The organism is Shewanella sp. HL-SH2, assembly GCF_051164935.1.
GTDB classification, from domain to species: domain Bacteria; phylum Pseudomonadota; class Gammaproteobacteria; order Enterobacterales; family Shewanellaceae; genus Shewanella; species Shewanella glacialimarina.
Map to the genome: position 1 here is coordinate 637,720 of NZ_CP195035.1, position 15,471 is coordinate 653,190.

Sequence of the window (15,471 nt, forward strand, 5' to 3'; positions counted from 1 at the left end):
GATTATTCCTTATCCGTGCCAGTGGCATTGTCGGTAGCGTTGTTTATTACACTGTCAGTGACATTATCTGCCGCAGTCTCTTTTACCATGTCGACGGTATTTTCAGCCGCTGGTGTGATTGTGACATTGCCTTCAACGTTTGACTGCGTGGCAACGGTGAGTGGCTCAACGGTGTTAGCGTTGAGATAAAAGCTGCGGCGAATATCTTTTTGTAAACAGCTAGCATCCAGGTTTTTCACGCTACCACTGTCAACCAAATCAGCAATGAGATCGTTGGCACAGGTTTGAGCTGCCACACCATGGGTGGCGAATGGTGATATAAAATGCTTAGCATTAGTCATTTCTGTTTGCGCTAGTGCGGCCCAGTTAGGTGGGGTTGCGGGATCTAATTCACCAGATAACAATAATGTCGGTAAATCAATGCGGATGGGCTCACTAAAGGTGTCTTTAACCGGCGGTAGTTTCCAAACTTCACAGGTTTTTTCAAGGCCTTCAATCATGCTCGCGCTGATGTAAGATTCTTTGGCGTCTTTACGCATTTGATCAGATATACGGTGTATATCTTCACCGCATACCACTGAGGCATGCATGCCCATTGCTATGCCGATACTATCTGACGTTAAGGTATAAATACCCATAATCGGTTGATAATTTTCTAGAGCAGCTTGATGAATCGCATGGGGCAATAACGCGCGTATGGCTGGGGTATATAACCCCATTCTAATAGCACCTATAAACTTACTGCGAGTAAGTAAAAATGTGCTTGGCTCATTGGTTTGTGGGTCACGCACGCTTTGGGTTATGGCTTTTTCGCTAAGGCGTTTATTGGCGGTGGTAAAGTCGGCTAATAAATCTGGATATTGTGCTTGGCAAGCAGTGTTGCTGGCGCAATCGCGCATTAATAATTCAAATCCACGCTCAATCGCTCCGCCGATTGCCATAACACTTTGTTGCATTGGTACAACACCATCAAGTGTGACAGTGGCAAGTACTTCGGGATAGTGACGCATATAAAGCTGAGCCATTCTTGTGCCGTATGAAATGCCATAAAGATGCAGTTTTTGGTAGCCTAAATATGCTCGTACCGCTTCAAAGTCGGTTAAGGCTGTCTCGCTACCGTATTGGGTAATATCAGCATCGGTTTGCGCAAAACACTTTTCTGTTTCGGCTATTACATCGATATTTTCGTCATCAAAAGCTAGCATTGATATCACTGTACTGTCTTCGCAGTTAAGGATGTTTGATTTTCCTGTTCCGCGTTGATCGATCAGTAAAATGTCACGTTGCTGACGCACTTTACTGAGTAAATTTTCAAACCAAGCGGCATTATCAATCGCTGATTGCCCTGGGCCACCGGCTATCGCTAATAAGGCTTCGTTTGGGTGGGTATCTTTAATGGCCGGTAATATCGCAAAGTGGATATCAATATGCTTTCCATCTGGTTTTTGCGGATTTTCTGGCACACTAATTTTGCCACATTGTAGCTGCTCAGACATCCCGTCTAAGTAACACGCGCTGGTTTTAGCTGATTTGATAATATTCAGCTGATTGTCGACTTCAGCTGCAATACTAATATTGGCAAACACCATCGCAATAACGATAGCGGTACCACGACGAGCAAGTTTTGCCGATTGGCATAAAGCGGTGGTGCTTAGCCTTGAGATAAGTGCTTTGCTGACAAACTTCCTATAGATCATCGCAACGTTTCCTTTTTGCATTTTTAGATGATTGTGTTAACTTACTATAAGTGTATGAGTGTATCAATGTATTAATACAGTTGTTAGAGACTAATGTTAGAACTATTAAATGTCAACCCCAGCAGCGGCGAACCTATATATCGTCAATTACATGATCAAATAGTCAGTTTGATTGTGGGCGGACAGTTGCAAGCTGATGAGGTATTACCTTCAGTAAGGCAAATGGCTGAGTTTTTAGCGGTCAACCCAATGACGGTATCACGTGCGGTACAACAATTAGTCGATCAAGGCTGGATTGAGCGTCGTCGTGGGCAGCCTTCAATAGTCGCGGCTCGCACAGATACTCATACCACTTCTGGTAGCAGTTTATTACAACCCAAAATTAAAGAATTAATTTCTCAAGCTCAGCAGCTAGGTGTGAGTTTAGCTGAGTTAGAAGTGTTAATTGGCCAGCATTGGCAAGAGTAAGCTCACACAACCAAGTGAACACTTAGATTATACATGCAAGGAATCGCTAAAAATGACCAGAGAAGTCTCGCCAATACTCACATTTTCAAATGTCAGTAAAACTTATCCTGCCAAGGGAAAACAAGTGGCGCGTGTGGCGTTAAATAATCTGTCATTAGAACTCACACCGGGCATGGTTGTGGGGTTATTGGGACAAAACGGTGCAGGGAAATCGACCTTAATGCGCTGTGCATTAGGTATATTGGATATTGATCAAGGCGAAATCAGTACGTTAAATCAAGCACCCTTTATGTTATCAGCTCAAGCCAAAGCTAAAATTGGTTATGTGCCACAGCAGCCTTTTGGTTACGAAGGTTTTACCGTCGATCGCGCGTTAGATTTACATCGCAGTTTTTATCCTGATTGGGATATTCAATTAGAACAAGATTGGTTGGTTAGGTTTGATTTAGATGCCACTCAATCTGTGCAGAAACTGTCGGTAGGACAACGCCAAGCGTTAGCGTTAATCATGGCAATGGCGTATCGACCTCAGCTGTTAATCCTTGATGAGCCAGTGGCCAGCCTTGATCCAATAGCAAGACGCAAATTTATGACAGATTTGTTTGATTTGGCGCTGGAGTCTGGTTCTGCTGTGCTGTTTTCATCACATATCACCTCAGATTTAGAGCGCGTAGCTAGCCATGTGGCGTTAATTAAGCAAGGCCAGTTGGTGTTGTTTAAAGAAATTGACGCGTTACGTGAACAGGTTAAATTATTGAAAGTCAGTTCTGATGCGCAATTGCCTGCTCACTTAGTTGTGTTGCATCAAACTGAAACCCAAGGCACCCGTACGATAGTGGCGGATGATTGTGTGGGTGATGAGCTATTCCCAGGATTATTAAATCAACAATCATTGAATTTAGAACAGCTGTTTATGGAGCTGCATCGATGAAAGCCCTTTTCAGCGATTTTTTACATGCCAGTAAACGGCTTACTCCAGGTAGTGTTAAGTTAGCTGATTTTATTAACCCCCAATGCTATCGAGGTATGTGGCGTTTGTGGGCATACGATATTGGCAGCATTAGCTTTTTGTTAACCGCGTTAGTGGGTATAGCAATCGCATTATTAAGTGCTTACGTGGGTAAAACCAGTGCCGTTAGCATGATGCTGTCAATGTCTATAGCGTCAACCGTACTGGCGGTGGCGTGGCAAATAAATCGCTTAGTCGCCACCGAAACTAGCCGACTTATTCCAGGCTATCAACGTAATGTAGTTGTGCAAGCGTGCGCTATTTTATTTGGGTGCTTTATTCTGACTATGCTACTTGCTTTAGGTTTGGCTCCCCAGGGTATTAATACTGTGTTGCTGTCTTCAATTGTGGCGTTAGCTTTTTTGGTTTTAAGCTTACGATGGCAACATGGTTTTCAATTTTCAATGTTGTTATTTATTGGCATAGTGTTTATCGATAGCGTTGCAGCTCAGTTTTCTCCAGTGTTATTAATCGTATTGATGGCGGTGATGATTGCAGCCGTAAGAATACAGTTTAGTTTATTAAGTTGGCATGCCAACGCCCGGCAACTTTACTTAAATGGCATGGAAATGGGGTGGGTGTGGGTACCTAACTTAAAACAAAGTATTTTGCTTCATTGGTTGAACCGTCAACTACATCCCATTAATTTCTTTGTGGGGCCATTATTGGCGCTATTACTTATCTTTATTGTTCTTATTGGCTCATTGTTATTTGTTTTATCTAACTTATTTGGCTGGGATTTTCCGGTACCATTTTTAGCGGGACAATTATTACTAATGGCGGCAAGTTTAGTGCATTGGACTCGATTGCAGCGTTGGCGTAGTAGTGAAACTTTATTTTTACTCCCTTGTTTTAGTGGCTTAGTGGGCTTACAAAAAGCGTTTCATGATGCTTCTTATCGATTTGTTGGGCTATCCTTAATCGTGATGCTATTAGTTTGCTTGGTGGGCAATCTATTTGGCCAAGGGTTATCTTTCTTATTCATTATTCATTTGCTGTTAGCTACGGGTTGGGGCGTTGCTATGGCTCTGGGGTTTGGGGCCATAAGTCGAAGTGTTAGCCAGTTGTCAGTGTCTATGGTGTTGATGATTGCCCATTCGGTATTTATATCGTTAAGTTTTGACTCATTTGAGGTGCAAGCTAACATGGTTTATTGGCTAGTCGCTGACGGCACGCTACTGCTACTGGCAATAATACTATTAACCTTGGGGCGAAAGCAGTTGTGGAAAAATGGCTTAATAGATCAATAAATCTCAATGTAATTGTTTAAAAGTTGAACTTTAGCTCATGAATAGAGCAAAAACTCTTATTGTTTATTATTGCTTCAGGTAGAATGCAACAAAAAGCAGTACAGCTGTAAGCTAAAAAGGTAGCACTCAAATGATCCTTGAAAAATATCATATCGTCAGACTTCTTCAACAAAAAAGCCAAGCTTTAGGCGACAAAATTGCCCTTGAAGGTTTTGAAATGGCTGCGCCGTGGAATACGGTTTCCTGGCAGCAGTTTGATACTATCACCAGTAAAATAGCACAGTTGTTGATTGGTTTTGGTTTGCATGTTCAAGATAAAGTGGTCATTTTGGCGCAGAACAGTCCCCAGTGGAGCTGTGCTGATATTGGGGCATTAAAGGCGCGTAATGTAGTTGTGCCGGTTTATCCCACAAGTACCATGGAACAGGCTGTATTCATTGTTAATGATGCTCGGGCAAAGGTGATTTTTGCAGGTGATGAAAGCCAATATCACACAGCGTGTAAAATCCAAGCTCAGTGTCCAACGGTTGAACATATTGTGGTGTTTGACAGTGCAGTGGCGTTAGCCTCAGATGAGCATTTTCATTTAGACACAATACTAAGTTCAGCCCCTTCATCGGCTAGCGAAGATGAGCTAGTGTTGCGTTTGTCGCAAACCTCTTTAGATGACTTATTGACGCTAATTTATACCTCAGGTACCACGGGTGATCCTAAAGGTGTGATGCTGGATTACCGTAATATCGCCTCAATGGTTGAACAACATGATACTGAAATAGCCTTTAAAGAAGGTTATGTGTCATTAGCCTTCTTACCGCTAAGTCATGTGTTTGAGCGTGGCTGGAGCTTTTACGTGTTATGTCGTGGTGGCCGAAATGTGTATTTAAATGATACTCATCGCATTAAACAGGCCATTGCAGCAGTAAAACCACACACATTATGTGTTGTACCGCGTTTTCTTGAAAAAGTGTATAGCGCAGTACATGACAAGGTAAATACCGCACCAGCCTTACGACAAAAGTTATTTCATTGGGCAATAGGCATAGGTGCGCGCCAATTTGAAGTTAGCCAAGGCCGTAAACCAGCCAACTTGATGTTGTCTGTGCAGTGGAAATTGGCTAACAAGCTGGTGTTTAGCAAGTTACAAAATGTCTTAGGCGGGCGGTTGAAGTTTATGCCTGTCGGCGGTGCAGCCCTTGACGTAAATGTTACCGCTTTCTTTCACAGTATTGGTGTGCCTATTTTATGTGGTTATGGCATGACAGAAACCTGTGCCACGGTTACCTGTAATACATTAAGTAATCGCGTAACTGGGTCAAATGGCAAACCTTTACACGCCATGGAAATAAAAATCGGTAACAACAGTGAAATTCTCGTCCGTGGCGATACCGTTATGCGGGGTTACTTTAATCGCCCAGAAGATACTTTAGAAGCCTTTGAAGACGGTTGGTTAAAAACCGGCGATGCAGGCATGATAGATGCTGATGGCAACTTGCATATTACTGACCGTATTAAAGAGTTGATGAAAACGTCCAACGGCAAATATATTGCTCCACAACGTGTTGAAGGCAAAGTCAGTTGCTGCCCGTTTGTAGAGCAGGTGGCTATAATTGCGGATGCTAGAAGCTATGTGTCCGCGTTAATTGTACCAGCATTTGAAGCATTAGAAGTATGGGCGAAAGAGAAAGGGATTAGCGTTGAAAATCCAATCGATTTGCTGCGTAACACTCAAGTGGTAGAGCATTTTGAGCAACGCTTAAAAGAGTTGCAACATGAGCTTGCTAGCTTTGAACAAATCAAAAAGTTTACGTTACTTCCTGAAGCCTTTTCCATGGAGTCAGGCTTAATTACCCCCACGATGAAGCTCAAGCGCAAAAATATCTATAACAAGTATACTAGCGAGATTAATGCGATGTATTAAACATACTTATTGTTTTAACTAAAGAGCATAACAAGCCCCTTTATAGGGGCTTTTTTTGATTTGTAAAATTTGGTCATGCCCGTGTCATTTTACGTGTTTAATCTGGTGACATCATAAATACTTAAATATGCAGCTAATTGAAAAAACTTAAGCGCTATCAATATGAACGTTATGCGGTGCTTTGTAAGGTAACGTATAAGCCTGATTTTTCGCCTGAGAAGTTGGGGTTTGTGGCAGAGAATTATCAACAGATTGCCAATCGTTGGGGCAATGTTTGCGCACGAATTCTGTGGCGTGAAGATCAAACTGAAGTGCTGGTGGTATTTCGTGGTTCGCAAACGGTGAATGAGTGGTGGATTAATACCTGGTGTTGGCCGGTTACCAAAGTTTTTGCTGATGCCGAGTATCGAGTGCATGCTGGATATGAGTATTTACTGGAGCAAACAGCCAACCCTAAATCTCCTGAGTATCTGACGGGTGTCAGCCTTTATCAACAACTGTATACTATTTTGACTCCTCTAATTCAATCGGGTAAGCGTATTAGCTTAACGGGACATTCATCTGGCGGTGCGATGGCTATTCTGGCTGCCGATAGGTTAGAGCGAGACTTTCCCCGAGCAATTAAGCGGGTGGTGACATTTGGTCAACCTGCACCGGGTTTTAAGAGTTTTCAGCAACAATATTTACTGCATAGACGAACTTATCGTATTTGCTGTGGTGTCGATATGGTGACATTTCTGCCTCCTTTACCGGGTATTTACTACCATGTGGGTAAAATGCTGTGGCTACATAATGAAAGAATTTATGACAATATCCATCCGGTAAATCGATTTTTATTAAGTATTATAAGCTGGTTGATATCACCGTTTGCATATCATTACATGCATAAGTATATTCGAGACAAAGACTTCTTTGATGATGTTTGATGACTCTATTAAACTCTTGTTGCCGCTGAATTGAGTTTGGCGATGATGACCCTGAATATACCGATTATAATAATAAGGAATTACCGTGCCAGTGACTCAGTTTTCTTTGGATTTAACACCGCGCTTTTGTGAAACCGATGCCCTAGGCCATATTAACAATACCGTTATTCCGGTGTGGTTTGAGGCGGCAAGAGATCCTGTTTTTGAAATTGTGAATCCAGGACAAGATCTATCAAAATGGAATATGATTATTGCAGGTTTTACCATAGCGTTTAATGCGCCCACGTTTTACGGTAAAACGGTAACGGTAAAAACTCACATTAGCCGTATCGGTAACAGCAGTTTTGAAATCGCTCAAAGTTGCTGGCAAGAAGGTAAGCAAACCGCCGAAGCAAAAACCACTATGGTGCATTACGATTATAAAGCAGAAAAAAGCCAGCCATTGTCTGATGCGGTAAAAACGCAATTAGCTGACCTAACGGGGTAACCATTTAGCAACTGTAAGTGAGATACTAGCTAATTTAACGCAAAAATTTTTGTACGTAACTGCAACTGGCTTCTATAGTCAGTTGCTGCTCATTCGCCCAGCCTAACCCTGCTTGTACTAATTTTTCAGCCATTCCCTTGCCGCGCATTGATGGTGGTACAAAAGTATGGTGAAAATTGATGGTTTTATTGTCTGTGTGATATTCCAACATAGCTTGTTCACCCTCTGAACCTGCTACAAAACGATGCTGTTCTGGCTGATGTATGACAGTCATATCATTCATACTCTTTTCTCTATGATTTGGCATAAAGCGTTAGCGCATTAAGTAATGGCGCGGTTAGATCGGCTTTTTTACCTGATTTAAAGTTAAACATCACGACTTTAGCCCAGCCTTGGGTTGTCACAGCTTGTTGTGCTTCACTGAATGCAGTGTAGTGCATGGTAAAGCGGTCTGCTTGAATATCACTAATCGTCACACCAATAATTAAGGTATCGGGAAAGGTTACAGGGCGTTTATAGCGTGCGTTAGTTTCACTTAAAACAGGGCCTACTCCCGTTTTATGTAAGTCTTCTAGTAAGTTTATTTGATTAAAAAAGTCTAATCTGGCAGTTTCGAAATATTTGAAATAAACAGCATTATTGACATGCTGTAAGGCATCCATTTCGCCCCATGCGACTGGGATCTTGGTGTGGATCGGGTGTTCAGCGATAAAGTCTTCCATGTGGCTTATCCTTATTCTTATAAGTTGGTATAAGTTTTTTTAAACGGTCGTTTAATATATAGCACCAATTTAGCAATCATTGATACTGACAACAAGTATAAAAACACGTTATGTTATTGTTTTGCCATTAGCTTAAATGGCTGCTTTTATAAATAACATACGTATTCTGATGCGATGGCCAAAGTGAGTAAGAGAATCATGTTTGCACGAATAAAGTCGTTTAAGTTGCCAGAAGCTGCCGCAATACCCAAATTAGTATTCCAACAGCTAATTAGTCGATTGATTGTACTGCGTGATCAATTGTCTATTGCGCAAAAATTCTATCTGCTTGCCATTTTGTTACTTATTTTTAAGCAGCCATTGGCTTTAGTTGCACTGGTCAGTTTACTCGCCATATTGCTAGAGTTTTGGCCTATCTTTGAAAAGGTTTGGCATAGCCTAGCGGGTAAAGCGGTACTGCTATTGTTTTATGCCATAATCGCTAATTTTGCTCTAGCAAATGCCAGCTCTGTGGTTAACGATGTCGTGGGCGTGCCAGCTCAACATTTTAATTACACTCATAACTTTGCTATTTTGCTGTATATCCCTGCCTGGTTCATTATTATCAGCGGGATCGTGATGTTTTTAGTGCAGATTATGTCACCCGCTTACTTCTTATTTATATGGATATTGAGGCCATTAGGTATCAAGTCACCTCAATTTATACATCATAGTACTTTTCGACGTAGTACATTTTTAGTCCGAGTGATGCTGTCTTTTGTGGTGATTTACCATTTGTGGATGTTGTTAGGTGTTGATTTAGAAAGTAATATTGAAGATCCTGACAGTCCAGTGTCTCAGGTACTAAACCAGCAAGATGTAAATATGAGAGAGGATATATTAGACCAGCTTGAACAACCTCAAGCCAAAGACAATCTCAGTGCGACAGATGATAAGCAACTAGAGGGTATGAACCTTAATATCAATATATTTCAAGAGATTGACTTCAAGCAGGTCCACCACAATTACTCTTTAGGTGTGCGTAAGGCGGTAGCATTATTTGCTTATACATTCGAGGCAGATAACTTGTCCCGTTGTGAAAAATCGGCAGATTCACACGTTGTAGAATTGAATGATTATGAAATACTGGCAATAACACGCAATAGTAATGCTGTTTATGATTATGACTTTGTTATTAAACCATGTGTTTCAGTTGCTTTTGGCCGAATGCTACCAAAGCCAGTGAATCAAGTAGAGTGATAATGCTTCCCCCACCTTAATAGCGGGGGAGATTGTTACACAGACAGTTCATCAAATGTGGTAATGGTTTTGAATTTAGCCGTGTTGGCGCTTGGCTCTCTTACCATTTGGCAAGTCATTAACCCAGCCGCTTCTGCGGCTTGTAACTCTTCCACTCTATCGGAAATAAACAGCAGCTGTTTTGGTTTTAAACTGATGGTGTTACAAATGTTGCTGTACGCCTGCTTGTCTAATTTATTACCGGTACGAGTATCAAAATGACCGCTAAATTTAGCGGTTAAATCACCTGAGTCGGTATGACTAAACAGTAATTTTTGCGCGTCGACAGATCCAGATGAAAAGCTATAAATACGCAGGTTTGCGTTAAGAATTCGGTCAATATTGTCGATGAAATCTGGATAGATATGGCCTCTAAATTCAGAGCGGCTATAGCCTTGTTTCCAAATCAATCCCTGCAAGGTTTTTAATGGAGTCAGTTTACGGTCTTCATCAATCCATTGGCATAAAATTTCATTCACACGGGTAAGATCTGCTTCAGGTTCAAGCGCGATATCTTTCACATCACTAATGCAGTAATCAACCAATGCATTAGTTTGATTTTGCTCAAGAAAGTCTGCCATTGCTTTTTTGGAGTAAGGAAATAATACATCCTGAATAAAGGTTAGATCGGTAGTGGTACCAGCGGTATCAACGATGATGGCTCTAATACTCATAATGTTTTGTGACTCCAAATAAACAAATTAACTTGCCTGTGATCCTATGCTTTATTGCGGTTAATGGCTAGCTTAATTGCATTATCTAAGCTGAGGATTTGCTGTAAGTAAATCATAAATCACAACAAATGTTTGAAAGTTGTACGCTCAGTTTTTAGGTGTTAAGTTAGGTTTAACTGATTTACTCATTTGAGCTACCTATTTTCAAGGACGAATATGATTCAATCCCTACGTTGTTATTATTTTTTAACGCTCATGTTTTTTATTGCCATATTCTGGTCAAGTCAGCCTTGTGCCAACCCCGCTTTCCCCGTTTCGACCACCGAAGATCTTAAGGTAACGTCCACTTTACTGGGTGCTGAGTCGGCCAATTTCATGGTGACTTTGCCACATAATTATCAACAGTCACCGAACAAACGTTATGTTGTTCTGTTGGATTTACATCCAAGAAGTCATTTAATGCTTGTAGGAATGCACGACTGGATGAGCCATAACGGCGGTTGGCCATGGCCTGAAACGATTATTATTACCGCACCGGATGGCCATCAAGCCTTGGGGAAGTTAAAGCAGCGTGCAATAGAGCAACAAGGTGATCAGGCACTACTGGACTTTTTTGAGCAAGATTTACTGCCCGCAATTGATAAACGCTATCGCACCAACGGTTTTCGTATTTTTAACGGCTTTACTGGTAATGCTGGTTTAGTGCTCTACAGCTTAATTAATCGTCCAAGCTTATTTAATGCCTATATTGCTGCTAGCCCAGTGTTATCAGCAGACTTTGCATATGTGCTAAATGACGCGCCTGAAAAGCTTAAAAACATGCAGGGCAAACCAAGGTTTCTATTTGTTAGCACCAGTGATAGTGACTTTGAGCAAAGACAACTAGATTCATTTGCTAAGCTTGAAGGTATCATTCAAACCAATGCCAATAGTCAATTGAACTATCAAATAAAGCGTTTTGACGGCAGTTATTATATGACCCAACCTATACTGGCTACCGCCAACGGTATTGAGATGATATTTAATGATGTGCATAACACGGTTAAACCTGACTCAGTTATCGGCAAGCAGGGCGCTAAAGCGATTGTTGAGTATTATCAGCACTTGTCAAAACAGGTATATGGTTTTGAGGTTTCTGCTGTTGAATCGTTAACCTTATTAGCAGACAGTCAGTTAAAAACGGATCCTCAAACCGCGTTAAGTACTTTTATGCTGGCTATTGAAACTTATCCTAAAGAGGCGGGAGCACATGCTGCACTCGCTGAAGCCTATGTTCAATTAGGCGAGGTCGATAAAGCTAAAGATTCACTGAGAAGTGCGCTTAGTTTAACTGAGCATCCATTTTATTTGGATAAGTGGACCAAGATGCTAGAGGGTCTATAGACGCTTAGCTGCTGTTAGCGAGCAATAACACCATGAATGAAAGTGTTATTACTCACGAATAAGCACTATATTCGAATGAAAGACTTTGTCGCAATAATATTGTCTGAGGAGTCCCTTAACGTTAGAGTATAGGTTCCTTTTGGAGCTTCGTACTTCGATACTTTATGCTTTATACTCCAAGTGTCATCGGCATTACCATAAAGCATTCCTGCCCATAATTCACCTCTGTCACCGTTTTCGCTGGTGAATTGCCAGCTAGCCATTATCGCGAGGTTTTTCTCATCATTGTCAGCGTCAATATTGAAGAATAAGGCAATGTGGTCACCCTCACTGAGCTTGAGTTTAGGCTGGTTATTCACAATTGTTAGACCGTCAGATGAAACTAAACCTGCATCTTTTATGTTTATTGAGAATTTGATGTTTTCAACTTGATACTCCTCTAACAATAGCAGTTGTAATGCTCGCCGCTCGGCTGCTGAAAAGTCCGTTTCGAGAAATATTTTGCCAATAACCGCGCGCTGAGCTTGTTTGTTAAGTTCTTCGTCTTCGTTTGTCTTATTTTCTTCAAGTACATTTTTCAAATGATTTAATTTTAGTAAATCAACGCATTTAGTGTTATCTCTTGGGATGGTATCACCGACACAATAATATTTTGCCATCTGTATTTTGGCAGCAGAACTATAGCCTTGTTGATCAGCTCTTCTGAAATACTCGAACGCTTTAATATTATCTTTAGATACCGACTCATTACTATTACCACTATACAACAAACCCAATTTATAGCTTGCTGCCGCGTAGCCATACTTAGATGCTTGCTTATACCAGGATAATGATTCTGCTTCTTCACCCTGTTCTAAATGAAGACTTCCCATTATGTAGTTAGCTCTTCCGTGTTTCATTTCTGCAGCTTTTAAATAATATTCATTTGCTTTTTCAGGATTTTTGGCAATTTTGCTATCGAAATGCCATGCATCTGCAAGGGTGACATAATCTTCAGCTAAATCCACAATTGCTTTTGCATCTTTGTCGGCTGAAATTAACTGTTCATAACTATTAAAGTTAAACGTGTTTTTTAGAAATTCGGCAATAGTGATGGATTGGTGACGCTCCCAAAAATAATTATCGTGACCATGTTTAGTTTTATCGTAGTAAAGGGTCTGTGGTGGATTGCCTAACTTTTCTAGAACATATTCTAACCGACGAGTGTGTTCAAATTCAGCGATAGGGTCCTGCTTGCCGGCAATCAGTAATAAAGGAGTTTTGATTTTATTCGCCAAATACAAGGGAGAGGTATTCTTTAATTCGACCCTGTTATCACCAACCACTTTTGCAGTGCTTTCACGGTATTCATCTGTGGTTTTGATGTTGCTAGAATTAAACAATAAGGGCAAATCATAAACCCCATAAGCACCAACCACGCATTGATAATCATCGGGGTGTTGTATTGCTAACATTAAAGAAGAGTAGCCACCGTAGCTCGAACCAATAGCACATCTTCGTTTGAAGGAATACCGGCTATTAATATAGTTAACTGTGTTAGTGATGTCTTTTTCAATATCTAGACCAAATTCACCTACTCCACTGAGTTTAAAAGCTTTGCCGTATCCCTGAGAACCTCTGAAGTTGATTCTTAGAACAGCATAACCCCGGCTAGCATAAAACTGGCTTTCAGGATTGAAATGATTGTAATCTCTGATGCCAACAGGACCGCCATGAGGCATGATCAGTAACGTTCCATTACTGGTATCTTTATTGGGAAGGGTTAAATATGATTCAATATCGACGCCATTTTTAGATTTAATATTGAACTCTAAGGTCTTATTCAGTTGATAGTCTTGCAGTGACGGATAGCGATCAAAGAGTAAGACTGCTTTGTCGGTATCACTATTGAAAAGATAATATTTTCCTGAGTCATCAGAGGCTGAAACGAATAAAATATGTTGGTTGTTATCTTTGTTGGAGTTGATTGTGATTACAATTTTATTTGGAAATGCTTGAGTAAACTTTTTTTGTTCTAGACTGGCATCTTTATCAAATATGTTAGTTGTTAATTGGCCATTTTCATAAAAAGAAACCGAATGAAGGTTACTTTGCTGATCAAATTTTCCTCCGACAAGGTCATATTTTTCATGTTCATAAATCAAGTCGAGTAATGACTGATTTTTAATATCAAACTTATATAAACCCACTTTGTCGGAATTCTGATTGCTGAGTACATACATTGTTTGCTCATCAATAATTTGTATTGGGATGAAGGTTTCTGAGTCTGAGGATAGGGTGAAAAATTTTTGCCACTTGTAGTCATTAAATGGTCGGTAAAAGAAATTTATCTCTTTCGCTTCCTTATCAATTTTTAGAGAAAATAAGGTCATTTTTTTTTCATCGAAGAAATAACCGTGCACTTTCTGCTTGGTGTCATCAAATAAGGTTTGTTTAGAGAAGAGGTTTTTTTCTAGCTGTTCAATGCTGACTTTATGCAATTGTTGGTAGTTACTATTATATTTTTTGAAGCTATAGAGCACTTCACCACTATAATTGAGTGAACTAATGAGATCTCCTTTTGATTCAAGGATCGCAAAGCGAGGTTTAATGTTTCCTTGGCTATCTTTAATTGTCATAAAGCCTTCCATAGAGAAACCTTTGTGACTTATTTTTAAATATATATGATTGTTATCAAGCCACTGATATCCAGTAACGGTCTGGCTTGGGGGTAAGACTAAAATATTAATTAAATTCTGGGATTCGATTTCAATTAACGATAACTGATAGCCTTCGTCATTATACTGAGATGTCGATAGATATTTTTCATCAGGGCTAAAACTTAATTGACCGAAAGCGGGTGAAATAAACAGTTTATCTGCCGGAATAGGGATAGAGAAAACGGTTTTAATTATACTTAGGGTTAATACCAACGTAAGCAGGAGGCGATTTATCATTCAGATTTTTCCTTAGTCATTTCGCGGGCAAATGAAAAGAAGTCGTCATTACCCGGGCCAGAATAAACTAGCTCTCGAGATTGATATATATTGGGAAACTTTGCTTCTATATATCTCAGTGCTTCTGATGATTGGTTTTCTAAGAGCATTTTTGAGCCAAAAAATTTAATTTCAATATTGAAATTACCGATATAATTAATTTTTCCAGCTTCAACAGTGAAGTTCCATATTCCATCAGTAAGGGAGTAATAATAGTAACGATTTAGTTTTATCCTTTCGAAACTATAAGCGCCAGCAGGAATTTCGGCTATGATGAAGTTTGAACCAGGCTGCAAATTTTCTTCAGTAAAAATAAAATCACTGTCGCCGTCAATGCTAATGCTGTCTAATTTACTATTAGTATCAATGGAAATAAGCAAGTAACCCATAAGGGTATCAAGTTTTTTATCTTGGTCTGTGTTGATTGCGGTAATTTTCTGCGCGCAACCAGCCATTAACATGGCGAGCAGTAACACTAAGCACGGGTTCATTATTTTAAGTATCCTTACTTGGTTTAACGTCATTATATCCATGATCAATAACGTATTTAAATATTTGTAGTATCTAAAAATGTGTAACAATATCTATTTAATAATCAATTTTGTCAAATGCAGAATGCAACTTTAAATTTATTATCGCAGTTGGATAGATATAAGAGTTAGTTTGGTTATCAGGTATGATATT

14 protein-coding genes are annotated in these 15,471 nt (G+C 40.1%); 8 read left to right on the plus strand and 6 right to left on the minus strand.

Annotated elements, in window-relative coordinates:
* Positions 1-2 precede the first annotated feature (2 nt).
* The gene (locus tag ACRWP9_RS02655; protein WP_434927740.1) at positions 3-1,697 is read right to left on the minus strand and encodes an alpha/beta hydrolase; all 1,695 of its coding nucleotides are present in this window, start codon (positions 1,695-1,697) and stop codon (positions 3-5) included.
* Between the two features lie 93 nt (positions 1,698-1,790).
* Here ACRWP9_RS02655 and ACRWP9_RS02660 point away from each other — a divergent pair, with 93 nt between their 5' ends.
* The 6 genes from ACRWP9_RS02660 to ACRWP9_RS02685 all read left to right on the plus strand — a co-directional run bounded on the left by ACRWP9_RS02660 (position 1,791) and on the right by ACRWP9_RS02685 (position 7,755).
* On the plus strand, positions 1,791-2,165 hold the full coding sequence (locus ACRWP9_RS02660; RefSeq protein WP_226412115.1) for a GntR family transcriptional regulator: 375 nt from the start codon (positions 1,791-1,793) through the stop codon (positions 2,163-2,165).
* Positions 2,166-2,217: 52 nt separating this feature from the next.
* Positions 2,218-3,096 carry an ABC transporter ATP-binding protein gene (locus ACRWP9_RS02665; protein ID WP_434927741.1) on the plus strand — a complete coding sequence of 293 codons (879 nt, stop codon included), beginning with the start codon at positions 2,218-2,220 and terminating at the stop codon, positions 3,094-3,096.
* Positions 3,093-4,424 carry a hypothetical protein gene (locus tag ACRWP9_RS02670; protein WP_434927742.1) on the plus strand — a complete coding sequence of 444 codons (1,332 nt, stop codon included), beginning with the start codon at positions 3,093-3,095 and terminating at the stop codon, positions 4,422-4,424. Before ACRWP9_RS02665 ends, ACRWP9_RS02670 begins: the two co-directional genes overlap by 4 nt.
* Before the next feature lie 130 nt (positions 4,425-4,554).
* Positions 4,555-6,342, plus strand: a complete 1,788-nt coding sequence (locus tag ACRWP9_RS02675) for an AMP-dependent synthetase/ligase (RefSeq protein WP_434927743.1) — start codon at positions 4,555-4,557, stop codon at positions 6,340-6,342.
* A gap of 137 nt (positions 6,343-6,479) precedes the next feature.
* Entirely contained in the window at positions 6,480-7,268 is a 789-nt protein-coding gene (locus ACRWP9_RS02680) for a lipase family protein (protein WP_434927744.1), read from the plus strand.
* 85 nt (positions 7,269-7,353) lie between these two features.
* A complete protein-coding gene (locus ACRWP9_RS02685) occupies positions 7,354-7,755 on the plus strand; it encodes an acyl-CoA thioesterase (protein ID WP_434927745.1) in 402 nt (133 codons plus the stop codon).
* Between the two features lie 34 nt (positions 7,756-7,789).
* Here the strand turns inward: ACRWP9_RS02685 and ACRWP9_RS02690 are convergent, their stop codons facing one another.
* Both ACRWP9_RS02690 and ACRWP9_RS02695 read right to left on the minus strand, forming a co-directional pair.
* Complete coding sequence (locus tag ACRWP9_RS02690) at positions 7,790-8,038, minus strand: GNAT family N-acetyltransferase (protein ID WP_434927746.1); 249 nt, start codon at positions 8,036-8,038, stop codon at positions 7,790-7,792.
* A 10-nt stretch (positions 8,039-8,048) separates the two neighbouring features.
* A complete protein-coding gene (locus ACRWP9_RS02695; protein ID WP_434927747.1) occupies positions 8,049-8,477 on the minus strand; it encodes an acyl-CoA thioesterase in 429 nt (142 codons plus the stop codon).
* A gap of 198 nt (positions 8,478-8,675) precedes the next feature.
* Here ACRWP9_RS02695 and ACRWP9_RS02700 point away from each other — a divergent pair, with 198 nt between their 5' ends.
* Positions 8,676-9,716: a hypothetical protein gene (locus tag ACRWP9_RS02700; protein ID WP_434927748.1), complete on the plus strand. Its 1,041-nt coding sequence runs from the start codon at positions 8,676-8,678 to the stop codon at positions 9,714-9,716.
* A 35-nt stretch (positions 9,717-9,751) separates the two neighbouring features.
* On the opposite strand, the gene mtnC is transcribed toward ACRWP9_RS02700, so the two are convergent.
* Positions 9,752-10,429, minus strand: a complete 678-nt coding sequence (gene mtnC, locus ACRWP9_RS02705) for an acireductone synthase (RefSeq protein ID WP_434927749.1) — start codon at positions 10,427-10,429, stop codon at positions 9,752-9,754.
* A 216-nt stretch (positions 10,430-10,645) separates the two neighbouring features.
* On the opposite strand from mtnC, the gene ACRWP9_RS02710 reads away from it, so the two are divergent.
* Positions 10,646-11,812 (plus strand): alpha/beta hydrolase-fold protein, encoded by a 1,167-nt coding sequence (locus ACRWP9_RS02710; protein WP_434927750.1) that lies wholly within the window; start codon positions 10,646-10,648, stop codon positions 11,810-11,812.
* A 65-nt stretch (positions 11,813-11,877) separates the two neighbouring features.
* Here ACRWP9_RS02710 and ACRWP9_RS02715 read toward each other — a convergent pair whose 3' ends face one another.
* Both ACRWP9_RS02715 and ACRWP9_RS02720 read right to left on the minus strand, forming a co-directional pair.
* A complete protein-coding gene (locus tag ACRWP9_RS02715; RefSeq protein WP_434927751.1) occupies positions 11,878-14,748 on the minus strand; it encodes a prolyl oligopeptidase family serine peptidase in 2,871 nt (956 codons plus the stop codon).
* On the minus strand, positions 14,745-15,278 hold the full coding sequence (locus ACRWP9_RS02720; RefSeq protein ID WP_434927752.1) for a hypothetical protein: 534 nt from the start codon (positions 15,276-15,278) through the stop codon (positions 14,745-14,747). The genes ACRWP9_RS02715 and ACRWP9_RS02720 overlap by 4 nt, the downstream gene beginning before the upstream one ends.
* Positions 15,279-15,471: the final 193 nt, after the last annotated feature.

Bases quoted from the DNA above. Each gene is read 5' to 3' on its own strand.
- ACRWP9_RS02655 (WP_434927740.1), bottom strand. From the start codon at position 1,697: ATGATCTATAGGAAGTTTGTCAGCAAAGCACTTATCTCAAGGCTAAGC.
- ACRWP9_RS02660 (WP_226412115.1), top strand. From the start codon at position 1,791: ATGTTAGAACTATTAAATGTCAACCCCAGCAGCGGCGAACCTATATAT.
- ACRWP9_RS02665 (WP_434927741.1), top strand. From the start codon at position 2,218: ATGACCAGAGAAGTCTCGCCAATACTCACATTTTCAAATGTCAGTAAA.
- ACRWP9_RS02670 (WP_434927742.1), top strand. From the start codon at position 3,093: ATGAAAGCCCTTTTCAGCGATTTTTTACATGCCAGTAAACGGCTTACT.
- ACRWP9_RS02675 (WP_434927743.1), top strand. From the start codon at position 4,555: ATGATCCTTGAAAAATATCATATCGTCAGACTTCTTCAACAAAAAAGC.
- ACRWP9_RS02690 (WP_434927746.1), bottom strand. From the start codon at position 8,038: ATGAATGATATGACTGTCATACATCAGCCAGAACAGCATCGTTTTGTA.
- ACRWP9_RS02695 (WP_434927747.1), bottom strand. From the start codon at position 8,477: ATGGAAGACTTTATCGCTGAACACCCGATCCACACCAAGATCCCAGTC.
- ACRWP9_RS02700 (WP_434927748.1), top strand. From the start codon at position 8,676: ATGTTTGCACGAATAAAGTCGTTTAAGTTGCCAGAAGCTGCCGCAATA.
- mtnC (WP_434927749.1), bottom strand. From the start codon at position 10,429: ATGAGTATTAGAGCCATCATCGTTGATACCGCTGGTACCACTACCGAT.
- ACRWP9_RS02710 (WP_434927750.1), top strand. From the start codon at position 10,646: ATGATTCAATCCCTACGTTGTTATTATTTTTTAACGCTCATGTTTTTT.
- ACRWP9_RS02715 (WP_434927751.1), bottom strand. From the start codon at position 14,748: ATGATAAATCGCCTCCTGCTTACGTTGGTATTAACCCTAAGTATAATT.
- ACRWP9_RS02720 (WP_434927752.1), bottom strand. From the start codon at position 15,278: ATGAACCCGTGCTTAGTGTTACTGCTCGCCATGTTAATGGCTGGTTGC.